A 23,812-nucleotide genomic window follows, 5' to 3' on the forward strand; every position below is an offset into this window, starting at 1 on the left:
AAAATGATGCGTATTCCTTTTATGAAACCAAATTTGGTTAAAAATAAAGAATATATTAGTTACTTAAATCAAATAGACGATTCTAGAATTTACAGTAATTATGGAAAACTGAACACAGTATTTGAAGAAAAAATATTATCCCAGTTTTATAATGGGGTTGGTTACGTAACAACAGTTAATAATGCAACAATAGGTTTAATGACTTCAATAATGCTCAGTAAAAAGGATTCGGGTCGCTATGCAATTATGCCTAGCTTTACTTTTTCAGCGACTGCTCAGGCCGCCTTATGGTGCGGTCTTGAACCATATTTTGTTGATATCAGGGAAGAAGATTGGTGTTTAAATGAGAAATTACTTGCAAAACATATTGAAAAACTAGGTGAGGAAGTAGCAATCATAGTTCCCTATGCTACTTTTGGTACTGTTGTTGATTTATCATATTACCAGAATCTCATTGATAATGGATTGCCTGTTGTAATTGATGCTGCAGCGAGTTTTGGGTCTTCTTATAAGGGAGAAGGAATTGAGAGCACATTTAGTGGACCAATAGTCTATAGTTTCCATGCTACTAAATCATTTGGCATTGGAGAAGGCGGATTAGTTTATAGCAAAAATAAATCTTTTATAAAAAAAGTTAGGCAAGCAGGGAATTTTGGGTTTGATACCACAAGGGAGACAGTCCAAATAGGATTAAATAGCAAAATGTCAGAGTATTCTGCAGCCATTGGCTTGGCTACTTTAAGCGTATTTCCAGAGAAAAAGATAATAAGGCAATATATAAAGGAAAAATATATTGTAAAGATGAAGAAATGTGGATTGTTAGATAATGGATGGAAGGTTCATCAAACGAGGGGAGAAGTAGCTCACCAAAATGTTTCCGTACTTTGTCCCAAAGGATGCAGCGGTGCTGTTATTGTTGATTTATTGAACCAATTAGGCGTTGAAGCGAGGACGTATTTTTCACCAGCTTGTCATCAGCAGAGTTTTTTCTCAAAGCATCCATCCTCAGACCTGTATGTTACTGAGGATGTAGCATCGCGAGTTGTTAACTTGCCGCTTTGGGAAGAGCTACAAGAAGAAGATATTGATTATGTTGTTCATGCACTAAGTAATGTTGACCGCAAGGTAAAGGAATTATCAATATATGGAGCGTAAACGACGTCTTGCTGTTATAGACACTAAATTTCCTTGGATGCTTAGTGGATTTCGTTACTGGGAAAATTTTTATATTGCCAAGGAAAGACCAGATACTGTGTTTTTTGCTGTGGAGCCTCATACTGACCCTTTTCCATCCAAAGTATACTCAATAGAAAATCTTGAGGATATTATTAAAAGTCATGGAATAACTGATATATATTGTGTCTTCCTAAACTTAACGCTAAGCCTTTTGGGGGAAAACGTTTCCCCTAAAGGGAGTGTAGCTGGCTCAAATTCATCTTGGTCAATTAAAGAGGCTATAAATAAGTACAATCTTGAATTGCATACAACTTTGTATCCAGGAGGGGGATTAGACCCAAATACACCAAAGGAATTTATAGAAGTTGCGGGAAAAAAATGCAAAACGATATTTACGAATATAAACGAGGTTAGCAATGTTCTTTCTGAGAGCGTGTATATACCGGGTATAATTAATACTCAGTTTTACAAGTTGGAAAAAAAACCAGTAAAACTTCCTTTACAAATTGTGTTTTGCGCCGACAGAGCCGTTAGGAAAGATTTCCCGACATTAGCACAGGCATTTAATATGTTAGATGAAAATTTTCATCTACATATAGTAGGAAACTGGGGTGAAGAATTGAACACCCTGAAAAATGACAACTATACCTTTCATGGTACTTTAAATCCACTCCAATTAAGACAACTCTATAAAAAATGCAATATTTTCGTTAGCTGTAGTACTCAAGACACTTTTGCATGGGATGGTTTCCCTACTACAGCAGCGGCAGAGGCTATTGCGACAGGATGTATTCTAGTGAGCACTAATTCAAGAAATGATGAAAGAATATTAGAGGCTGGAGAGGACTACTTCAAAATTGATGAAGCAAACCCAGACATGTTAGTCCAAACTTTAAATATGATTAGAAATGAGTTCCCCTTAATTCAGGAGAAGGGATATAAAACTGCTATTAAAACGAAAAATTTATTGGACGCTCAAGGAAACGTAAGGAAAAAGCTCAATATAATATTTTGAAATTTAATGGGGGGATACCATGAGACGTGCTTATATAGAGAAGATAGAGTATTATGTCCCAGAAAACTATGAGGCGAACGCTCCAGAGGATACTATAACTGCTAAGATCGGTATTGCTAAAAGGCATATAGCTAAAGCTAATGAGTATGCATCAGATTTAGGAGTAAAAGCTGCAAATAAACTTTTTAATGCTAATGATATTGAGAGAAATCAGATAGATATGCTTATTTACTGTACTCAATCACCAGATTATATACTTCCAACTACAGCTTGTTTATTGCATGAAAGTCTAAACTTACCTAAAGAATGTGCTGCGTTTGATATAAATTTAGGTTGCTCTGGTTATGTTTATGGGCTATCAATTGCGAAATCTTTTATTGAATCTGGTATTGTAAATAATGTTTTATTTATAACTTCTGACACGTATAGTAAATACATTAATAATAGAGATAGGAGCGTCAAAGTTCTTTTCGGTGATGGAGCTAGCGCTACACTTGTTTCTTGTATGGATTCAGACCAAGAGTTAATAGGGCCTTTTGTATTCGGCACTGATGGAACTGGTAAGGATAACTTAATTATTAAATCCGGGGGGCTGAGAGACCCAATAACAAGCAAATCCAATATTGAAGAAAGAGATTCGTTCGGTAACTATAGATCAGGCAGAAATCTATTTATGAATGGACCGGATGTATTCAATTTCTCTTTAAGAGAAGTACCGTCTACCATTAGAAGTCTTTTGGATAAATCAGGGAATACATTAGAAGATTACGATCATTTTGTTTTTCATCAAGCAAATAGATTTATGCTTGAGAAATTAAGAAAAGTAATAAAAATACCTTTAGAAAAATTTTCATATAACTTAGAAAACATAGGCAATACAGTCTCATCAAGCATTCCTATCTCTATATACGAAGATTTTTCTAACGGGAAAATAAAAGTTGGCGACCAATTAATGCTAGTCGGTTTTGGTGTTGGTTATTCTTGGGCGGCATGTAATATAATTATGGTTGATTATATAAGAGAGGATGTTGAAAATGACTAAAATAGAATTTTTAAAACAATTAGAAGAACAAGTTATAATGCCTGATGATGAGGGGAGTCTTTCTACGGAAACAACATTAGATCAACTTGATGAATGGGATTCGTTAGCGAAAGTTGCTTTTTTAGCATTTTCCGTTAGGGAACTTGCAATTAACTTGAATCCTGCTCAAGTAGATAATTGTGTTACTGTTCAAGATTTAATGAACCTAGTTGCAGAGAAGATAGAGGCATAGCAATTTGGCCATTCACGGGTTTGTACTGCTGTACCGACAATAAAGTTGATTTAACTGGAGGTTCTCAGTAATTCAGCCTCAAGGAAATACACAAAATACTGACTATGTACTTTTTGATTTACACAGACCCCAGATTATTTATTGCCTGTTATAGCTTGTGTTTTTCAAAATAAACTTGGTCTCTTAAGAAGATGTATTACTTTTGACGTTTCACTAGGTTATTCCGGTTATGTAAATGGTTTTTTTTAGTTTCATAATGATTCAATCTGGAAGTGTCAAGAGAGCACTACTTTTGGTTGGAGTTACTATATCCAAAGTGATTTCTCCCTACGACCATTCAGTCTCTCTTTTATTCGGAGATGCTGGATCGGCAACTGCTTAGAATTCAATGGTTATAAGGCAATACATCATGTTTTGTACTAGAAACAGATGGACGAGGAACCGCTGGAGGATCCAGAAATAAATCTGATAAAATCACTAGGCAACGTGTAGTTCAACAAGACGGTAATTTAAGATCACTTGAAGAATTATATATGAATGGTCAGAAATGTTTAATTTTACTGCAAAGGTAGTACCAGATTTGCTTAGTGAAGTACTTAATCGTCAAGGATGGCACGATGATGACGTTGATTTCTATTTAATGCACCAAGAAAATAGGTTTATGCTAGATTTTCTGAGAAATAAAATCGGTATCAAATCAGAAAAAATGCTAATGAATATTGAAAGATTCGGAAATACCTCTTCGGCATCTATTCCTTTACTCTTGAGTGAATTCGGTGATCTTTTTATTTTAAAACAGAGAAAAAACTTTTACTATGTGGTTTTGGTGTTGGATTTTCATGAGGAGCATCTGCTTTGACTGTGGCAAATATGAAAACGTCTATAATTTATGTGTGAGCGGTGATGAATTTGAGTTATAATCCATATTCTTTAAATGGGAAAATTATTTTAGTAACTGGGGCATCTTCTGGAATTGGTAGTAAAACTGCTGAGATACTTGACCAACTAGGAGCTAGGCTGATATTAGTTGGAAGAAACCAAGAGCTTTTGGAACAAAGAAAATTAAAACTAAGTTCTGATAAAAATCATATCATCGCACCATTTGATTTAAATTGCACCGACAAAATTAAAGATTGGTTAACCGATTTGGTATCTACAAATTCGATCAAGCTGGATGGTGCTGTTCATGCTGCTGGTATCCAAAAAGTTATACCTCTTCGGATGCATCAGTTAGATCATTATGAGGAAATCATGCGTATTAACTTTTATTCTGGAGTTGCTATTCTACAATCTATGGTAAGTAAAAAGGTATCCAATAGTTCTTTCTCCTATGTTTTTATTAGTTCAGTTATGGGTTCGGTTGGACAGTCTGGTGTATCAGGGTATTCTTCTTCAAAGGGGGCAGTAAACTCGTTTGTTAAATCAGCTGCTCTTGAAATGTCTAGGAATAATGCTCGAGTAAATGCGGTTGCTCCTGGATTTGTTGTGTCGGAAATGTCGGATAAGCTATTCTCCTTATTATCAGAAGAACAGCAAAAAAATATCATAAATTATCATCCTCTGGGTGTTGGGACCTCAAAGGATGTAGCATATGGCGTTGCTTATTTACTTTCTGATGCAGCAAAGTGGATAACAGGGACTGTACTTACTATTGATGGGGGCTATACATGTCATTGAAAAAAAGGCTTGTGATTGCAGGGGCAGGAAGTTTTGGGAGAGAAGTATGGCAATGGGCAAAGGATATACATCCAGAACAGAGGGACTGGGAATCTGTTGTATTCATTAATGATGAATTGACGGTATCATTGGAAAACATAATTAAGTGCGGAATCAGTTCTCCAATTATATCCACAATAGACGATTATATTCCTGAACATAATGATCTTTGCGTGTGTGCAGTTGCAGATCCTAAAGGGAAGCTTTCCGTAGTGGATCGCCTGATCAAGAAAAATGTGGTTTTTACCAATATAATTCATCCAACTTGTAAGGTTGGTATAGGATGTAAAGTTGGTACGGGGATCATATTATGTCCTTACTCTGTATTAACTGTGAACGTAAAAGTTGGTAACTACGTTATAATCAATATTGGATCTTCTATTGGTCATGATGCACAAATTGGAGATGGGGTTACCATTAGTGCACATTGTGATATTACTGGATTCTCTAAATTGGATAAAGGGTGTTTTATTGGATCCGGAGCAAGGACCCTTCCTAAAAGCAGGATAGGAGAATTTGCAACTGTAGGAGCAGGTAGCGTGGTTCTTAAGAAAGTACAAGCCAATCGAGCAGTATTTGGAAATCCAGCATATTATATTAAATGATCCTTGATTTGTTGGGGGAAAAGGAATTTAAGTTAACCTTTACTTTCCCTAAAGTATTTTAAACTTATAAATATATTATAAATATCAGTAAGAGAAAAGGTAGATACCACTTGCAAATGCAGGAGATCTGTTTTGGATGTCTCCTACAATTATTTAAGGGTTGAAGAACAGTTTCCTTTGCAAAAATTACATTTTATAGTTCTATGTTATGAAGATAGTTAGTGGGAACGGTGGATGAGGTGCGTAAATCTGAGCAGATAGAAAGTGCCAAAACTTTAGACAAGCTAATTTTTTGGAGTTCAAAAAAGCCTAGATGAAACCGCATATATTGCGGACGTTAATTTACAGGATGAGTGGGTGAGCTAGATCCTCTCAGTTGAATGTCATAGATGAGATTCTAGCCAGACCGTGAAACAAAACGAAGAGATATTCTTTATTTGTTTCATATCTTGATGACGAATGGCCTACTTAAGGCATGTAGGCCCTAAACTAGTTTCCACCCTGTCTTGTATACCATTTTGTAACTGAACTCGACGTTCTTATGGATCTGGTTTGATGCGATGATAACCACCCTTAGAGCAAAGGACTATTTTAAAAAATAAAGGATTACAAATGAAAGGTGTAAATCAATGCAGAGTTATAAAACAACTATTATTATTTTGACTTATAATAAACTTGAGTATACAAAAGCTTGTATAGATAGTATTCGTCAATACACCCCTAAAAAAAATTATCAACTTGTAGTTGTTGATAATCTATCAACGGATGGTACACGCGAATGGCTAGCTGAGCAAAAAGATATACTTACTATCTTTAATGAAGAAAATGTAGGATTTCCAAAAGGATGTAATCAAGGAATTGAACTTGCAACAGGAGATAGCATTCTTCTCCTAAACAATGATGTAATAGTTACGGAAAATTGGTTAACACTAATGATAAATTGTTTATACAGTTCAGAAGACGTGGGGGCTGTAGGTCCAGTTACGAATAGTGCATACGGTGATCAAGAAATACTAACCTCATACTCAACATTAGATGAGATGTGGGAATTCGGTAACTCTTACAATTACACAGCAAAACAGGATTGGGAACAGAAATTGAAGCTAATTGGCTTCTGCATGTTAATGAAGAGGGAAGTTGTTGATCAAGTTGGTCTTTTAGATGAAGCTTTTAGTCCGGGTATGTGTGAGGATAGTGATTATTCTTTTCGGATTATGAAGGCTGGTTATAAACTACTGGTGTGTCGTAATGTATTTGTTCATCATTTCGGCTCTACTTCCTTCGGTGATATGCCTGAACAAAGACAACAACTATGGAATTTAAATAGGGAGAAATTTGAGAGGAAATGGGGGTTTCATACAGCTTATCATACACAGTCGAGAGAAGACCTTGTACAACTTATCGATGATCCTAATTATCTTAATAATATAAAAATATTAGATGTAGGATGCGCCTGTGGGGCTACACTATTGAGAGCGAAATATAAATATCCAAACGCCTCATTATATGGAATAGAAAAAAATAAAGAAGCTGCGTCTATAGCTAAAGCTATAGCTAATGTAACTGTTGCTAACGTTGAGAATGAAATGTTTGAGCCAGATAGCTTCGATTATATAATTCTTGGAGATATTTTGCAAGAACTTGATAACCCCTGGAAACTTGTTTCTTCATTAAGAAATGCCCTGAAACCAACTGGTAAAATTCTGGTGAGTATCCCTAATGCAGCTCACTATAGTATTATTTATTCTTTACTGAATGGAAAACTTTTATATAGTGAAAATAATCTTCTGGATAAAGCGTATAAGAGATTTTTCACCTTGGTTGAGACTAAAGAACTTTTTATTAAAGCTAGGTTTGGACAAATCGAATACATGGCTGTTAATGATATTAATATTTCTGATGCGGGGCATGCTTTTATAAATGAATTAACTAATATATCTAATAATCATAGCTCAGAAGATCTTAAAACAATGAGATATTTATTCAGGGTCTCCAAGTATGACTTATTCCGCCAGAGATTGAATGACTTATTGAATAGGTTAAGTCAAGGAGATGATCATTCGGAAATTACCATGCAGATTGTAGTTGATCTTAAAAACAAAATAGTTGATACTGAGAGTATTGTAGAATCTGTAACTAGAATGGATACAAATAGACAGCATATTTTAAATGTACTGGCTAGGTGTTTTTTTGAAAATGAGCTTTATGATGATGTAATTCCTCTTTTAAATGCTTCATTAACGATCAATCCTAAACATCATGATACTTTATACAATTATTCTTTAATTCTCCATATGATTGGAGCTGATAAACAAGCGCTTGATTACCTAATGTTAATTGATGAGAAGGATTCTGAAGTTTCCCGATTGCAACAAAGTATTATTAAGAATCTTGGAGACAAAACAAGCAACAGTTGAGGTAAATATATGAAAAAAACCATTTCACTTGTAATGATTGTTAAAAACGAGTCTAAAACGCTGGGGCGTTGTTTGGATAGTGTCGCAAATTTAGTAGATGAGATTATTATTGTTGATACCGGATCAACTGATAGTACCAAACGAATAGCTTCGGAGTTTAATGCGAAAATTTTTGATTATGAATGGACAGATGATTTTGCAGCAGCTCGAAATTTCGCTTTAGAAAAGTCAACAGGTGATTGGAATTTAGTATTGGATGCGGATGAATATATATCTAACGAATGCGGGGAAGCGATACACAATTTTATTATGTCAAGTTCAGCAATTGGAAAAATAAAAAGAATTGATATGTTTTTAAATGATGAAGAACTTAATTTCGAACAAATTTATATTTCAAGGTTGTTTCCGTCTACTTGCAGATATACGGGCAGAATTCATGAACAAATTAGTTCTAACCTACCTCGTGTTATTATTGATGTTGAAATCAAACATGATGGTTACGTCGATCAGACTAAAAGTGATAGAAACATACCTATATTGCTGCAAATAATAGATGATAATCCAAATGATCCTTACTATCAATATCAAATTGCTAAGGAATATCGTGGCTTAAAGAATCATGAGCAGGCTTATATCTATTTAAGGCGTGCATATTCCTTAATGACTCGAAATGAAAACTACGCTCCAAGTATAGTAGTAAATTTTTTGTATGCAATTATTGCCTCTGGGCACTTAATGGAAGGCCTGCATATTATTGAAAAAGAACAGAATTTTCTTTGGGATTATCCCGATTTCCATTTTGTTTCTGCACTTTTTCTATTAGAGTTAATCTCTGAAGAACCCAGAGATTACATGCATTTGATTCCATTCATTGAAAAATTCTATTTAAGAGCCTTAGATATTGGAGAAACGGGTGCAGAAGGAAGTGTAATTGGGACTGGAAGTTTTGCTGCACACCATAATTTAGGTGTTTTTTATGAAACCACGGGAGATATTACAAGAGCAAGAAAGCACTATCTAGAGGCCGCGGAATATAACTACCCTCCTTCTTTATTTCGTCTAAAGAACATTTAATAGGGAAATTGTTCCTAAAACCAAAAATAGAGATTAAACTAGAATTAAAAAGATAAGGTAAGTTTATTGGTTTCCCTAGCATACAACAGTCCGCAAATCGGGTCTACGTTTCCGAACAAGAGGTTGCTCTAGTGGATCAATGCCATAGTTGAAGAACGCCTACTCGTATAAAAGTTTAGATTGAGTCATAATTTAAACTAAATTCTGGTTTTTGAAAAATGGTTGATCTAACTTGATTTGAAAAACATATGTTGAGAATTCGTATACAAAAAATATTTTCCTGCTTCATTATAAAAGAAACAGGTTAATTAAACAGTAACAAGTGAATTGTGTTTTGAATACAAGGAACTACTCAATGCTTATCCACTTTTACTATATGGAATAACTATACATGAAAACATTATCAATTCCAATTGACAATGGATAACTTTGGGTGGTATAGTCGGAAATGTGGGCGAGAGCTTCACTTCATTTGATGACGAAGGGAATGTTAGTGCATGCAAGGTAAAGTAAAATGGTTTAACGCAGAAAAAGGTTATGGTTTCATTGAAACATCTGACGGCGGCGACGTATTTGTACATTTTTCCGCAATTCAAACAGAAGGCTTCAAAACACTTGAAGAAGGACAAGACGTGGAGTTCGACATTGTCGAAGGCGCACGTGGACCACAAGCCGCTAACGTAACCAAATTATAATCATCCCCGGCATAGCCGACCTACATAATTGGTAAGATGGTTAGCAATGGATAACGCGCTAGCAACTGCCCTGGAATATATTCCAGGGCTTTTTTATGTTTTCTAATTACATAAAAAAGCCCCTTACCCAGTGGTAAGGAGCTTAACACAATAGAACATTTATTCTAGAGAACCGTCAAAGTCAGCCATTTCCACAAAAATGGTATTGGAGGAGGCAGATTGTTTCTCTACGCTTCCGTCTGGATAGCGGAATTGATAGCGCAGGATGACCTGGGCGATCAGATACGCGCGGAGCGCAGATTCGATGTCGAAAGAGAATACGATGACTGCCTTGTGGTTTGGATCAAGCCGACCTAACGGAATACCTTGGAGCAGGTTAGGATGCGGAAGTGGCACAGAATTCACGGTGACCGTTCGTAGCAAAATGAAATCTTCGGCTGCAAATGGTGCAGTGAGCAAGAGCTCTTCCAGTGGGGTGTTTCCGATGTTTTCCACATGGACGGTAAAGGACAGGGTATCTTCTTGGCCGACACGCAAAGCGCTGGAGCTAAGCGTAAGTTTAGGGATGGCTGCAATAACGGTCACGCCGACGGTGTTGGTCTGGGAGGTTTCCTGAATGGTCTCTCCTCCACTACGACGTGAGGTATATTCGATGGTGGCCTGGTTGCTGAATGTTCCATCTGCAGGTGCTTCACGGATTTGTGCCTGTAATGTAAGGGTGAGCGTCTCCCCTGGTGCAATATCCGGGAGCGTGATACCTGCAGCGAGATTAGCGCCTGGCTGTGCTTTTTCTTGAATAGTCAGGCTATTGGGTACATAAATGAGTCCATGCGGCAACGGGTCTGTGAACAGCGGATACTGCGCTGTGATCCCCCCTTTGTTAGTAATCTGTATGGTGAAGGTGAGTGTGTCGCCTACAGAGGCATCCGTGGTACTCACCTTTTTAACTAATTCGAGCAGTGGGAATACAACTGGGATCGTAACGGTATTGGTATTCAATGTCCCCGATACGACTCTTCCTCCAGGTAACGTAAACGAGTAGGCAAAGGCAGCTTGATTTACGATGTAGCCGGATGGAGGCGTCTCTAATACGGTCACTTGATAAGTCAGTGTCAATGACTGTCCGGGTTCCACAGACCCAAGGCTAACACCGACAGCAGAATCGACTCCCGACAGTGACTGACCATTCAACTGTATGCTGTCAGGAATCAATAGAGTCCCGGCAGGAATGAAATGTTGCAGTGTAACTTCGGATGTTACGTTGCCAAAGTTGTTGAGCAGTACCGTATAAGTAAGGCTTTTTCCTGCGATGGCCTCCGTATTTTCCGTAGAGATACTTGCGGCAAGCTGTGGATCAAAAACAGTTATAGTCACGGTGTTGCTGGTAACCTCGCTCGCACCGTCACTGCCAGCATATTGAAGCCGTACGCTATTGTTTAGACGTCCTCCGAGAGGCAGAGACTGAACGTTCACGCTGTAGGATACATCCATTGTCTGTCCCGCCTGTAAGCTGCCGATAAATAATGGTTCCCCCGGCTTGCTAGCAGCAGGTGGAGAACCGTTAATTCTCAAGCTATTCGGGTTTATGATGGTTCCATTCGGTACGTAATCGGCTAATACTACATCGGTAATGACCGAGCCTCCATCGTTAACAAGAGTCAGCTGATAAGGCACAGCATTCCCCTAATGCGACAGTAGACACTGTTGTGCGTAGCACGGCTGACAAGGCTCCTTTAGCAGTAGGGGCTACTTTAATCGAGACAGAAGGTGAAGCAGTTACCAGATTCGTGCTTCGTCCGTCGGGCAGCTGGTAGGAGTAAGCCAGCGAAGCTTGATTCACTAGTGTGCCAGACTCGGAGGCACGAACGACAAGCGCGGAGAAGACCAGTGATGTCCACGTCACCCTCTTGGGCGCTAATCAGTGCCCTGCCGCGCAAAGTCCCCTGTACGGGCGTGGCAAAGCCACTCACCACCACATTGACCGAGCCTGTAGCGGTACTGACCCCTTCACCACCAACGCGTAGCGACAGGTTACGGAAGGGCAGAGATGGGTTATTGTACACCACAGCCAGCGTCCAGCCGGCATGGTTGGTGTTGGTGGAATCGGGAGCCGTGATGGTGCCCGTCACATTTCCGACCGTGTATGCCCCTGCACCGCCTTGAATGACCAGATTTGTGACATTCGCTGTTCTCACATAGGTACTGAGACAGGTGACGTTGACTGATGTTGCAGATTCAGGACTTACCGTAGTAGATAAAGCAGGTGTCTGAAATGTGACCGGGTTGCTGGCGCTGGACAATACATTGGTACTGCCGTTGGCATAACTCCCTCCCCAAATAAGCTCAGCGTACAGCACCGTACTGCCCGCAGGAAGCACAAGGAATGCTGTCGATGAGTTACTGGTAAAGGCAGAAGTTGTGCCGAATGGATACGTGCCGAAGCGAGAGGCTGTATTGGTTGTAATGAACGCGCCAATGCTGGTTGCTGTTCCCGGCACTCCTACTGAATTAGAGCGTGCCAGCCCAAGTGTATTCCCTATAAAGGTGACAGCCCCCGTCTGGTTCGTTACGTAACGCTGAATAAAAGCCATGGATTAGCTTCCTACTTTCTATCTCTTCCAAATCCGTTATCTTGGGATCTCCGTGTAGGAAGAGCCAGCTAGGCTGGGTGTAATAATCCTTTCGTATAAATTGCCTGCGTTGTAACCAGGCCTTGCATACCGTACAAGTCCATGTACCTGTCCAGCGGGAAAGGGGCACCCCCTTTTTCGATAAAAATCGCTTAGCATGAAGCCCAAAATAGTTGTTTGTCATGACGTCAGCGGAGCAATATTCGTATATGCACTCATTATTCACATATGTATGCAAGTCGATTTTAAACAGACCTGTTTTCAAAGAATGACGTTATCGGAAGCGTTTTATCGAAAAAAGAAGAACTTTGTAAAATAGCTTCGAAATGTTGGGCTCTTTTTTACTTGGCGTTAACATATGTGCTATAATGAAGGGGCAAAGGAGGCGTGCCCTATGAACTTAACAGTACGAGGTCAACAGATCGAGGTTACCGACGCTTTGAAGGACTACGTTGATAAGAAATTCAGCAGACTTGAAAAGTATTTCGATGCACCCCCGACGTCTGATGGAAGTGTAACGTTAAGCACAACCAGAGATTTGCACACTGTAGAAGTAACCATTCCTTTGCCGGGGCTTGTACTCCGTGCCGAAGACGAGAGCGATGACATGTATGCATCCATTGATGCCGTGGTAGACAAGCTTGAACGGCAAATTCGCAAGCATAAAACCAAGCTAAACCGAAAATTCCGTCAGGAAGGCAGTTTGAAAACCCTTTTTGTGGAAGATCCGGCAGGTGGCGTGGCTGTTGCTGAAGATGAGGATGTAGAACTGGATGAGCTGGAAGTCGTCCGCACCAAGCGTTTCTTATTGAAACCTATGGATGTGGAAGAAGCTATTCTTCAAATGAACATGGTTGGACATAATTTCTTTGTATTTTCCAATATTGACAACGAAGAAGTTAACGTAGTTTACAAGCGCAATGATGGTAAATACGGTCTGATCGAACGGGAATAGCCTGTGAAGTAGGGACTTTTCACATTTTAAAATGAATAGAACGATTTCGATTGAAGCATGCTTCATGGATATTAGGAAAATGAAAACAACACGAGCCTTATCCTTGCGAACCTGGCGGGATAGGGCTCTTTTATATGTTTTTTTGTAAATGTAAGGAAAATTAAACTTGGATAAGTGTAACCAAGTTGTGTATTTCGTGCGTCAATTGTTTTGGTATCTTTAACCGGATGCAAATCTGGAGGCTGCTTGTGTTGCGGCATGTCCTACAAACTGTTACAATTTATGCAAAGAACATCGCACGATGGGCTGGTACAGCCGGGCCTGTCAAACATATCGGGAATCAATTTCATCATGGACCCTTTCTTATTGTGAAATTGATTCTATTAATTGTTTTGCGTGAAAGGGGTAAACCATGCTAGGAATTGTTAAGAAAATCTTCGGAGATACCAATGAACGTGATGTCAAGCGTTTAATGAAGACGGTTGAACTGATCAATAAGATAGAGCCGGATTTCGAAAAGCTCTCGGATGAGGAGTTGCAAGCGAAGACGGAGGAATTTAAAGCTCGGGTCGAACAAGGGACTACGGCTGAAGAAATTTTGCCGGAAGCTTTTGCAACTGTTCGTGAAGCGTCCAAACGGGTGCTGGGTAAACGTCATTATGACGTACAGTTGCTCGGCGGTATTGCGCTGCATGAAGGTAAAATTGCCGAAATGAAAACCGGTGAAGGTAAAACACTGGTAGGGACACTGCCGGTTTATTTGAATGCTCTGTTGGGCAAAGGCGTGCACGTGGTTACGGTCAATGACTATTTGGCGCAACGTGACAGCGGAGAAATGGGACAGATTTATAACTTCCTGGGAATGTCCGTAGGGCTGAATTTGGCCAATATGGATCATGCCGCCAAGCAGGAAGCGTATGCTTGTGACATCACGTACGGTACAAACAATGAGTTCGGGTTCGATTATCTGCGCGATAATATGGTGCTTTACAAAGAACAGATGGTACAACGTCCGTTGTACTTCTGTATCATTGATGAGGTCGATTCCATTCTCGTCGATGAAGCTCGTACACCATTGATTATTTCAGGACAAGCTCAGAAATCGACAGAGCTGTATTTCGCGGCCGACCGTTTTGTGAAGAGCCTGAATGTTGAAGAAGATTACACGCTGGATATTAAGGTGAAGTCGGTTGCTTTGACCGAAAACGGCGTATCCAAAGCTGAAAATTTCTTTGGTCTCGAAAACCTGTACGACCAGGAAAGTGTTACAATCAATCACCACATTGTACAGGCATTGAAGGCTAACGCTATTATGCGTTTGGATGTGGATTATGTCGTAGCTGACGGTGAGGTTCTGATTGTCGATGAGTTTACAGGTCGTCTGATGGCTGGACGCCGTTATAGTGATGGTTTGCATCAAGCCATTGAAGCGAAGGAAAACATCATTGTACAAAATGAAAGCATGACGCTAGCGACGATTACATTCCAAAACTATTTCCGTATGTACCGCAAATTGGCGGGTATGACGGGTACAGCGAAAACAGAAGAAGAAGAATTCAAAAAAATATATGGTCTGGAAGTGCTCCAAATTCCGACGAATCGCCCCAACCAGCGTGTGGATATGCCTGACGTAGTGTACAAGAGCGTGAAAGGTAAATTCCATGCAGTGGTAGATGAAATCCTGGAGCGTAACAAAAAGAACCAGCCGATATTAGTAGGTACGGTTTCTATTGAAAACTCGGAGCTTCTTTCTGAAATGCTGAAACGCAAAGGCGTTCGTCATAAAGTGCTTAACGCTAAGTATCATGCTGAGGAAGCTGAGATTATTTCCCGTGCAGGTGAAGCTGGCGCAGTAACCATCGCTACCAACATGGCTGGACGCGGTACTGACATCGTATTGGGCGAAGGCGTATCAGAACTTGGTGGTTTGCACATTATCGGTACAGAACGTCATGAATCCCGTCGTATTGATAATCAGCTTCGCGGACGTGCAGGACGTCAGGGTGATCCAGGCTCCACGCAGTTTTACTTATCGCTGGGCGATGAGTTAATGAAGCGTTTTGGTGCGGACAACGTACTGAATATGATGGAGCGCTTGGGCTTCGAGGAAGACCAACCCATCGAAAGTCGCATGATTACACGTGCTATCGAATCAGCTCAAAAACGCGTCGAAGGCAACAACTTTGATCAGCGTAAAGTTGTTCTCCAGTATGATGATGTAATGAACCAACAGCGTGCTATTATTTACAAACAACGCCGTGAGGTGCTGGAATCAGAGAACATCAAGGAAATTGTGTTTGACATGATCAAGCCTGTCATTGAGCGTGTGGTGGAAGCTCATTGCGGTGATGACATTCCTGAAAACTGGGAGCTTGAAGAAGTAGCAGAGTATGTGAATAACAACCTGCTTGAGGAAAATACACTTACGCGTGACGACCTGTGGGGCAAGGAAAAAGAGGAGATCGTGGATATGATCTTCGAAAAAGTTACCAACAGATACCACAGCCGTGAAGAAATGATTGGCGAAGATATGGTACGCGAGTTCGAGAAAGTTATCGTACTGCGTGCAGTCGATAGCAAATGGATGGACCATATTGATGCTATGGATCAATTGCGTCAAGGTATTCACTTGCGTGCTTACGGCGGTACCGATCCGCTGCGCGAATATCAATTTGAAGGCTTCGAAATGTTCCATGCTATGATTGCTAGCATCCAAGAGGAAGTAGCGACATACATCATGAAAGCACAAATTGAATCCAATCAAGAGCGTCAGGCTGTCATCGACGAAGACAAAATCTCGACGAGTGGCGAACCTGCGGCTCCTAAAAAGAAATCCGCTCCTTCGCGTCCGCGTAGAAAATAACGGATTAAAATTAAGGGAGAGATCTTGAGCTACACTATTCCCTGCAGTGCATATAATGGCAGGCGGCAGTTCAACCACTGACCGTCGGCCATTTTGTGCCATACAGGGGTGAGACTGATGTGTTCAACTTATAGTTCTTCTGTCTGAGGGTCAGTTTGAATATTTTTTTCTTGATAAGATTGTCCCTGTTTCTATAATTATGACAAACAAGCGGGTCTTAGCTTGCTTGTCAGTTAATTCAGCTCTTGACTCGGCTCACATACCTGAGCCGATTATCTATAAGTCGTTTGACTTTACGGCGGTTGGTAGCGAAGCGGAGGATTTGAATCTGGAGAAGCGTCAGCGTTCGCCTTTGCAGTGAGATGCCCACCTTTGAATGTGTTATTCCAATCAAGGGCATCTCGCTGCAACAGCGATCGTAAGATCAAATCATTCGCGCAGCGCCTACCCACCAGCCGTAACTCACAACGCTTTTACTCCCCCTAACCATATATTAAAAGGAGAATGACATCATGATTGATCCAAGTGTAAAGCATGATTTGCGAGAAATAGGCAAGAAACTAACAAACCTTAGGGGGTCTCTTTGACTTAGATCTCAAACAGGAAATGATCGCAAACTTTGAAGTAAAGATGGCTGCACCTGACTTTTGGGATGATAATGATAAGGCTCAAGGTGTAATTGCAGAAATGAACGCTGTTAAGTCATCAGTAGACAGCTATGAACAGCTTCGTCAGGAATATGAAGACGCTGGTATGATGGCTGAGCTGGCTGATGAGGAGGGCGATGAAACACTGGCTGGAGAGATCGAGAACAGTGTCACTTCTCTGCTGAGCAAGCTTCAGGAGTTTGAATTGCAATTGCTTTTGAATCAGCCGTATGACAAACTTAATGCCATTCTGGAGTTGCATCCGGGAGCAGGCGGAACGGAGTCCCAAGACTGGGGACAAATGTTGCTACGGATGTATACACGCTGGGCTGAAAAACGGGGCTTTAAGGTAGAGACCCTGGATTATCTAGCGGGTGATGAAGCAGGGATTAAGAGCGTAACCCTATTGATCAAAGGTTATAATGCGTACGGTTATCTGAAAGCGGAGAAAGGCGTGCATCGGCTTGTTCGTATCTCTCCATTTGATTCCTCCGGCCGTCGGCATACATCGTTCGTATCCTGTGATGTGGTGCCTGAAATTGCAGATGATGTGGACGTTGAGATCCGCACGGAAGATCTTAAAATTGATACGTACCGGGCCAGTGGTGCGGGCGGTCAGCATATTAATACGACCGATTCAGCCGTTCGGATTACGCATTTACCTTCCGGTATTGTCGTGACCTGTCAAAATGAACGTTCCCAGATCAAGAACCGAGAGCGTGCCATGACGATGCTCCGTTCCAAGCTCTATGAGCGTAAGATCGAAGAGCAGCGTCAGCATTTGGACGAAATCCGCGGAGAACAGTCTGATATTGCATGGGGCAGCCAAATTCGCTCCTACGTGTTCCATCCATACAGCATGGTTAAGGATCACCGTACTAGCGTGGAGACTGGCAACGTAGGAGCTGTCATGGATGGCGATCTCGATCCATTCATCGATGGTTACCTGCGCAGCCAAATTAAGCTGGACGCAGAATAATAGCCTGTACGTTTTCCTACAGTCCGCAGACCATGTGCCTGCGGACTGTAGGAATTTTTGTGTAACGGTATTTTTTAACTAAAGGAGAACACGAATGATGTCTCAATTGAATCCTCCCGCTGCCCGCCGAAGACGACGCAAGCCTCTGATTGCCGCCAGCGGACCCGCACGCAACGTGACCGATATTTTGCTGATTATACTCGGCTCTTTCATTACAGCGCTGACCTTTAACATGTTCTTGCTCCCAAACCGGATTGCATCCGGGGGGGTATCGGGCTTGTCAATCTTGGGCGAGGACCTGTTTGGTCTGGAACCCGCCTATACGCAGTGGGGAATGAATATTCCGTTATTTATCGCAGGGGTACTGCTGTTAGGGAAAAAATACGGTTTGCGTTCTCTGCTGGGAAGTATTATGCTTCCGCTGTTCGTTTATGTGACGAAGGACTGGGCAGTACCGACAACAAATCCGTTGCTGGCTTCGCTATATGGTGGAATCGGAGTAGGGTTGGGTTTGGGTACCGTGTTTCGGGGCAGGGGCTCGACGGGTGGACTGGCTATTTTGGCGCAGATTATTCAAAAGTATACGGGTTTTAGTCTTTCTCTCTGTGTCATGTTGATGGATGGCACGGTGATTACACTGGCTGGCTTCGCCCTCTCGCCGGAACGGGCGCTGTATGCATTGATCGGCTTGTTTGTAACAGGCAAGGTCATTGATGCCGTGGAAATGGGACTGAGCTACTCCAAAGTGGCTTACATCATATCCAATCAGAAAGAAACGATCACGCAGGCTATTTTGCAGGATTTGGACCGGGGATTGACAGAGCTGGCGGGACGGGGCGGTTACACGAACGAAGAACGTCCTGTGCTTATGGTTGTGGTCGGACAAAACGAGGTAACTCGCCTTAAAACGCTCGTCCGTTTGGTAGACCCAGAAGCCTTTGTGATTATTAGTAATACTCGTGAGGTATTGGGAGAAGGGTTTAAGAAGGAAAGCTGAAACAAAGAGGGCCTTCTGGAGGCATGCTCTTAACTGAATCCATGCAGGAGAGCCCACTAATATAGTGGGCTCCTCTCTCTTCAGAATGGCTTTACTAGATTCCTTTTACTAATCGTCAAGCCAATTTGCCGTTTGTCCTTGATTAAAATACGAGGTTGGCGTCCCTTTTACGCCTGTTTTCACCATGAATAGACCGCCTGCTAATGGTTGATCGGCACTATCATCATCTTGAGCAGTCGTAATATATAACTCATCCAGATGTTCACCGCCAAAAGCGCACGAAGTCACACAATTGACGGGGAGTGACACCTCAGCAATCACTTCTCCATGAGTAGGATGGATACGGGAGACACGTTTACCGCCCCATCTCGCGATCCACAACATGCCCTCTGCATCGATTGTCATGCCATCTGGATACCCTTCACTTTCATCCAATCTAGCCACCAGTTGCTTATTCCTAATCGTGCCTTGTGCCACATCGTAATCGAAGGAGACGACCTCCAATGTTGGAGTATCAATGTAATACATTGTACGATGATCTGCGCTCCAGGCTAATCCATTAGATATGGAAGCTTTATCAACCAGTAAGGAGACATGGCCTTTAGTGCTCAGACTATACAATGCTCCTTGCGCCTGTTCGCCATTTAGGCTCATTGTTCCTGCTAAAAAACGTCCTGCAGGATCGCATTTTCCATCATTAAAACGATTACCTAGTCTGCTCTCCTCAGGATCATGGATCAATACTTTGGCCCCTGTCTCAATATCCAAACAATATAGACCACTAATCAGCGCTACGATCACTTTATTTTTGAGATAAGGTACAACTGCACCAATATGTTCACCAACCTCTATTGTACGATCTGTGCACGTAGAAGGATCGTAGATATGCAATTGAAAGCCTTCAATATCGACCCAAAACAAACGTTGAAACCGCTGATCCCAGCTGGGACCCTCGCCTAACTTTGCTTTTGCATCTATAACGATATTCGCTGTATATGTTTCGATGTGTAGCACTCCTAACGTTTTGGTTTATTTTCGACCCCAATTATCCGCTTCAGCGGCTCCTCTGCGCAGATTCACTAGATGCAGCCCATGTGATTTGCTCTTGTGTGTAGTGCTACGTGTACTCCCTTCATGTTCAACAAGTTCATAAAGTGTAGCAAATGACCAATCGAGATGAATACCAATATGTGAAATAATTTAAAGGGAATATCACCCTTTTCTTTATGCAAAACGGCAGACTGTATTCAAGAGGCCCTCTGTCTATTTTTTTATTTCCTTTATTATAGCCTGTACAGCCTACCCGTCAAAAGAATAGGTAAGAGCGCATATTTTAAATTTGGAGGAATAACATGACATGAGGTGTTGTATTTATATGAATAGAGTCGTATAATAATACATATTTCATAGGAACGGAATGGAGGAAGGTCTGTGAGCAGCAAGTTAAAAGTGGCAATTGTCGGTTCCACCGGGTATGGCGGGGTGGAGCTGATTCGTTTTTTGGTTCATCATCCGCAAGTAGAGATTGTATCTGTTATTTCTTCATCCAGCGCGGGTGTCCCAATCAGTGACGGGTTTCCACATCTGACGGACATTGTGGTGCAGGATTTGGACGGTGTCGAAGTCCACGAAATTGCTGCCAAGGCCGATCTGGTTTTCACTGCTACGCCATCGGGCGTTAGTACCAAGTTAGTGCCGCAGCTTCTTGATGCCGGACTGAAGGTCATTGACCTTTCCGGGGACTTCAGGCTTCGAAGCGGGGAAACGTATGAAGCATGGTATAAAAAGCCTGCGGCTTCACCCGAGTATCTTAAGCAAGCGGTATACGGACTCAGTGAGGTGTATGCAGAAAAGCTGGCGGGCGTTTCTTTTATTTCTAATCCAGGCTGTTATCCGACCGCAACATTGCTGGGTATTATTCCTGCGCTGAAAGCGGATTGGATTGACCATCGGTCGCTGATTGTAGATGCCAAATCCGGGGTATCCGGCTCGGGTAGGGGAACAAGCCTCGTTTCGCATTATGCGGAAATGAACGAAAATTTTAAGGCTTATAAGGTGAATAAGCACCAGCATATCCCTGAGATCGAACAGGTACTGGGTGATATTGCGGGCGAGGACGTTACGATTACGTTTACGACACAACTTGTTCCCATGACCCGAGGAATTATGAGTACAATTTATGTCACGCTGAAGGGTGACCATACAGATCAGGATCTTATCGGGTTATACCGGGATTATTATAAAGGGCATCCCTTTGTCCGTGTACGTGGCGAAGGTATATGGCCAGCAACGAAGGAAGTATTGGGTTCGAATTACTGCGACATCGGTTTTGCAGCAGATGCTCGAACCGGGCGCCTTACGATTATTTCTGTCATTGATAATGTTGTGAAGGGTGCCGCTGGACAGGCGATTCAGAATTTAAATTTGATGATGGGATGGGAGGAGAACCTCGGGCTGGGCTTCATACCGGTATATCCGTAAGTAGCAAGTAACCGCAACAAGATGCAGGAAACGTCAGCGAGCGGAATTTCGAATACAGGCAGCTGTCATTTATCGGATATGTTGCGAACGAGGGCATATAATTATGGGCAAAGTAGAGTTTACAGTAGTAAACGGAGGCAACATCGTAACTCCGCGTGGCTTTACAGCCGGGGGATTACACTGCGGACTGAAAAATTCGAACCGCAACGATATGGGCGCGATTCGTTGCGAGGTAGAAGCGACAGCTGCTGCGGTGTACACCACCAATGTGTTTCAAGCTGCACCGCTGAAGGTGACCCGCGAGAGCTTGGCAGATGGTCGATTGCAGGCAGTAGTGGTGAACAGCGGGAACGCCAATGCCTGCACGGGACAACAAGGAGAGCAGGATGCCTACGCTATGCGTTCGGCTGCGGCTCGTGAGCTGGGTGTTGCTGAGAGCAATGTAGCCGTCGCCTCGACGGGCGTGATCGGCGAGCCTTTGAAAATGGATCGTGTGCTTGAAGGTATATCCTCCTTACCTGACCGTATGAACGGGGCAAACGATGGAGCGGAGCAATTTACGCAAGCCATTCTGACAACGGATTTAGTTAAAAAGGAAGCGTGTGTGGCGGTTGAAGTGGACGGTGTGACCGTACACATAGCCGGGGCGGCCAAGGGATCGGGCATGATACATCCGAATATGGCAACAATGCTCGCTTTTATGACCTGTGATGCAGCGATCGGACAGACGGCGCTTCATCAACTATTAAAGCAGGCAACGGATACCAGCTTTAATATGATTACGGTGGATGGGGATACGAGCACGAACGATATGCTAATCGCCATGGCGAGCGGACTGGCTGGCAACCGTGAACTGCACGTAGGGCATCCCGATTGGGACGCTTTTGCCGAGGCGTTCACCTATATCTGCCGAGAGCTGGCGAAGGCAATTGCTCGCGATGGAGAGGGTGCTACGAAGCTGGTAGAGGTGTCTGTAAGCGGAGCGGTAAGCGATGCGTCCGCTCAAGCGATAGCTAAGACGGTGGTTGGGTCCAGTCTGGTCAAGTCAGCCGTCTTCGGAGCAGATGCGAATTGGGGACGGATTATTGCGGCCGTAGGGCGTGCTGGAGAGCCAGTTAATCCAGATACGGTAGATATTCGCTTGGGTGATATTGTTGTGCTAAGCCAATCGAGTCCGGTCGCTTTTGACGAAGAAGAGGCGCTAGCCTATTTGCGGGGAGATACGGTGCAAATTATTGTTGATTTGCATCACGGGAACGGAACCGCTACAGCATGGGGCTGTGACCTAACCTATGATTATGTGCGGATTAACGCTGCTTATCGAACATAGATACCAGAATAAAATACGGATTGAATAAGGATAGTAGATAATAGAAGCAACGAACGGATGGAAGTCCAGCATCATTTGAAAATTGCACGGATATGCAGAGAAGAAAAGGAGAGATGATATGCAATCGGCAGTGGAACACGCGGATCAAGCGAATCATGCGGGAGTGGCACGTCGTAATTTTGTGATGAAATGCGGAGGAAGTACGCTGGCTGCGTTACCTGATTCCTTTTTTGAAGATTTGGCGCGTTTGCAGTCGGAAGGTCTTCAACCTGTCATTGTACATGGCGGTGGCCCTGCGATTTCCGACAACTTGGCGAAGCTGGGGATCGAAACAGAGTTTATTCATGGATTACGCAAAACGACCGAACCTGTGCTGGATGTCGTGGAAATGGTACTGGCAGGCAGCATTAACAAGCAGATTGTACGTAGAATAGGGATGCATGGGGGCCGAGCGTTGGGGTTGTCAGGCAGTGATGGCTATTTAATCGAAGCCAAGCCTGTGTCCAATGCCGCAGAGGTCGGTTGGGTCGGAGAGGTAACATCCGTTCAAGCCTCGATTATTACAGGTGTACTGGATATGGACTATATGCCTGTTATTGCACCCATCGGGATTGATCGATCTGGTCAGCGTTTCAACATTAATGCGGATACAGCGGCGGGTTCGGTAGCCTCTCATCTGGGGGTCAGTCGGATGATCGTCGTTACAGATGTACCAGGCATATTGAAGAAGTATGGCGGAGAAAAGAAAGTGTTGGACTCTATCACCGTACAGGAGATTGAGGATATGATCAGCACAGGTGAAATATACGGTGGTATGATCCCGAAAGTGAGAGCGGCTATTGCCTGTATCCATGGCAAAGTGAAGGAAGTCGTCATTGTGAACGGTAGCGAACCGCAGGTACTAAGCCGTGTGCTGGGCGGAGAATCGATTGGAACACGCATCGTGCGTATGCAGTAA

General features: G+C 42.4%; 22 protein-coding genes. 19 read left to right on the forward strand and 3 right to left on the reverse strand.

The window, feature by feature from the left end; translation table 11 throughout:
• The first annotated feature begins 3 nt into the window (after positions 1–3).
• From C1T21_RS04965 to C1T21_RS05015, 11 genes are all read left to right on the forward strand, one after another.
• Positions 4–1,155, forward strand: coding sequence for a DegT/DnrJ/EryC1/StrS family aminotransferase (locus tag C1T21_RS04965; RefSeq protein WP_103047441.1), 1,152 nt, complete (start codon positions 4–6; stop codon positions 1,153–1,155).
• Complete coding sequence (locus C1T21_RS04970; protein WP_103047442.1) at positions 1,145–2,191, forward strand: glycosyltransferase; 1,047 nt, start codon at positions 1,145–1,147, stop codon at positions 2,189–2,191. The genes C1T21_RS04965 and C1T21_RS04970 overlap by 11 nt, the downstream gene beginning before the upstream one ends.
• Before the next feature lie 19 nt (positions 2,192–2,210).
• Entirely contained in the window at positions 2,211–3,233 is a 1,023-nt protein-coding gene (locus C1T21_RS04975) for a 3-oxoacyl-ACP synthase III family protein (RefSeq protein WP_103047443.1), read from the forward strand.
• Positions 3,226–3,465: a hypothetical protein gene (locus C1T21_RS04980; RefSeq protein WP_103047444.1), complete on the forward strand. Its 240-nt coding sequence runs from the start codon at positions 3,226–3,228 to the stop codon at positions 3,463–3,465. Before C1T21_RS04975 ends, C1T21_RS04980 begins: the two co-directional genes overlap by 8 nt.
• Before the next feature lie 256 nt (positions 3,466–3,721).
• The gene (locus tag C1T21_RS28405; protein ID WP_374703715.1) at positions 3,722–3,847 is read left to right on the forward strand and encodes a hypothetical protein; all 126 of its coding nucleotides are present in this window, start codon (positions 3,722–3,724) and stop codon (positions 3,845–3,847) included.
• A gap of 165 nt (positions 3,848–4,012) precedes the next feature.
• Complete coding sequence (locus tag C1T21_RS04990) at positions 4,013–4,324, forward strand: 3-oxoacyl-[acyl-carrier-protein] synthase III C-terminal domain-containing protein (RefSeq protein WP_103047446.1); 312 nt, start codon at positions 4,013–4,015, stop codon at positions 4,322–4,324.
• A gap of 50 nt (positions 4,325–4,374) precedes the next feature.
• The gene (locus C1T21_RS04995) at positions 4,375–5,142 is read left to right on the forward strand and encodes an SDR family NAD(P)-dependent oxidoreductase (RefSeq protein ID WP_180984550.1); all 768 of its coding nucleotides are present in this window, start codon (positions 4,375–4,377) and stop codon (positions 5,140–5,142) included.
• On the forward strand, positions 5,133–5,786 hold the full coding sequence (locus C1T21_RS05000) for an LbetaH domain-containing protein (RefSeq protein WP_103047448.1): 654 nt from the start codon (positions 5,133–5,135) through the stop codon (positions 5,784–5,786). The genes C1T21_RS04995 and C1T21_RS05000 overlap by 10 nt, the downstream gene beginning before the upstream one ends.
• Before the next feature lie 629 nt (positions 5,787–6,415).
• Complete coding sequence (locus tag C1T21_RS05005; protein ID WP_103047449.1) at positions 6,416–8,203, forward strand: glycosyltransferase; 1,788 nt, start codon at positions 6,416–6,418, stop codon at positions 8,201–8,203.
• A gap of 9 nt (positions 8,204–8,212) precedes the next feature.
• Positions 8,213–9,277 carry a tetratricopeptide repeat-containing glycosyltransferase family 2 protein gene (locus C1T21_RS05010; RefSeq protein ID WP_258012362.1) on the forward strand — a complete coding sequence of 355 codons (1,065 nt, stop codon included), beginning with the start codon at positions 8,213–8,215 and terminating at the stop codon, positions 9,275–9,277.
• A gap of 497 nt (positions 9,278–9,774) precedes the next feature.
• Positions 9,775–9,972: a cold shock domain-containing protein gene (locus C1T21_RS05015; RefSeq protein ID WP_013312263.1), complete on the forward strand. Its 198-nt coding sequence runs from the start codon at positions 9,775–9,777 to the stop codon at positions 9,970–9,972.
• A gap of 159 nt (positions 9,973–10,131) precedes the next feature.
• On the opposite strand, the gene C1T21_RS05020 is transcribed toward C1T21_RS05015, so the two are convergent.
• On the reverse strand, positions 10,132–11,646 hold the full coding sequence (locus C1T21_RS05020) for a COG1361 S-layer family protein (protein ID WP_258012363.1): 1,515 nt from the start codon (positions 11,644–11,646) through the stop codon (positions 10,132–10,134).
• Between the two features lie 77 nt (positions 11,647–11,723).
• Positions 11,724–12,563, reverse strand: coding sequence for a hypothetical protein (locus tag C1T21_RS27745; RefSeq protein WP_258012364.1), 840 nt, complete (start codon positions 12,561–12,563; stop codon positions 11,724–11,726).
• A 433-nt stretch (positions 12,564–12,996) separates the two neighbouring features.
• Between C1T21_RS27745 and hpf the strand changes: the two genes are divergently transcribed.
• The 5 genes from hpf to C1T21_RS05040 all read left to right on the forward strand — a co-directional run bounded on the left by hpf (position 12,997) and on the right by C1T21_RS05040 (position 19,043).
• Complete coding sequence (hpf, locus tag C1T21_RS05025) at positions 12,997–13,557, forward strand: ribosome hibernation-promoting factor, HPF/YfiA family (protein WP_013312261.1); 561 nt, start codon at positions 12,997–12,999, stop codon at positions 13,555–13,557.
• Positions 13,558–13,969: 412 nt separating this feature from the next.
• The gene (gene secA / locus C1T21_RS05030) at positions 13,970–16,420 is read left to right on the forward strand and encodes a preprotein translocase subunit SecA (RefSeq protein WP_069290528.1); all 2,451 of its coding nucleotides are present in this window, start codon (positions 13,970–13,972) and stop codon (positions 16,418–16,420) included.
• Positions 16,421–16,646: 226 nt separating this feature from the next.
• Positions 16,647–16,781 carry a hypothetical protein gene (locus C1T21_RS27750; RefSeq protein WP_258012365.1) on the forward strand — a complete coding sequence of 45 codons (135 nt, stop codon included), beginning with the start codon at positions 16,647–16,649 and terminating at the stop codon, positions 16,779–16,781.
• Between the two features lie 151 nt (positions 16,782–16,932).
• Positions 16,933–18,046, forward strand: a protein-coding gene (gene prfB / locus C1T21_RS05035; protein ID WP_103047450.1) for a peptide chain release factor 2 whose coding sequence is annotated in 2 segments (ribosomal slippage) — positions 16,933–17,004 and positions 17,006–18,046 — 1,113 coding nt in all. Because the reading frame shifts where the segments join, the coding sequence is not laid out codon by codon here.
• A gap of 97 nt (positions 18,047–18,143) precedes the next feature.
• Positions 18,144–19,043, forward strand: a complete 900-nt coding sequence (locus C1T21_RS05040; protein WP_023990638.1) for a YitT family protein — start codon at positions 18,144–18,146, stop codon at positions 19,041–19,043.
• 108 nt (positions 19,044–19,151) lie between these two features.
• Here the strand turns inward: C1T21_RS05040 and C1T21_RS05045 are convergent, their stop codons facing one another.
• Positions 19,152–20,057: an SMP-30/gluconolactonase/LRE family protein gene (locus C1T21_RS05045; RefSeq protein ID WP_103047451.1), complete on the reverse strand. Its 906-nt coding sequence runs from the start codon at positions 20,055–20,057 to the stop codon at positions 19,152–19,154.
• A 417-nt stretch (positions 20,058–20,474) separates the two neighbouring features.
• Between C1T21_RS05045 and argC the strand changes: the two genes are divergently transcribed.
• From argC to argB, 3 genes are all read left to right on the forward strand, one after another.
• The gene (argC, locus tag C1T21_RS05050) at positions 20,475–21,524 is read left to right on the forward strand and encodes an N-acetyl-gamma-glutamyl-phosphate reductase (RefSeq protein ID WP_069290524.1); all 1,050 of its coding nucleotides are present in this window, start codon (positions 20,475–20,477) and stop codon (positions 21,522–21,524) included.
• A gap of 103 nt (positions 21,525–21,627) precedes the next feature.
• Positions 21,628–22,854, forward strand: a complete 1,227-nt coding sequence (gene argJ, locus C1T21_RS05055) for a bifunctional glutamate N-acetyltransferase/amino-acid acetyltransferase ArgJ (protein WP_103047452.1) — start codon at positions 21,628–21,630, stop codon at positions 22,852–22,854.
• A 118-nt stretch (positions 22,855–22,972) separates the two neighbouring features.
• Entirely contained in the window at positions 22,973–23,812 is an 840-nt protein-coding gene (argB, locus tag C1T21_RS05060; protein ID WP_103047453.1) for an acetylglutamate kinase, read from the forward strand.

Origin of the sequence: Paenibacillus sp. F4 (assembly GCF_002894905.1) — a bacterium.
Taxonomy (GTDB): domain Bacteria; phylum Bacillota; class Bacilli; order Paenibacillales; family Paenibacillaceae; genus Paenibacillus; species Paenibacillus polymyxa_B.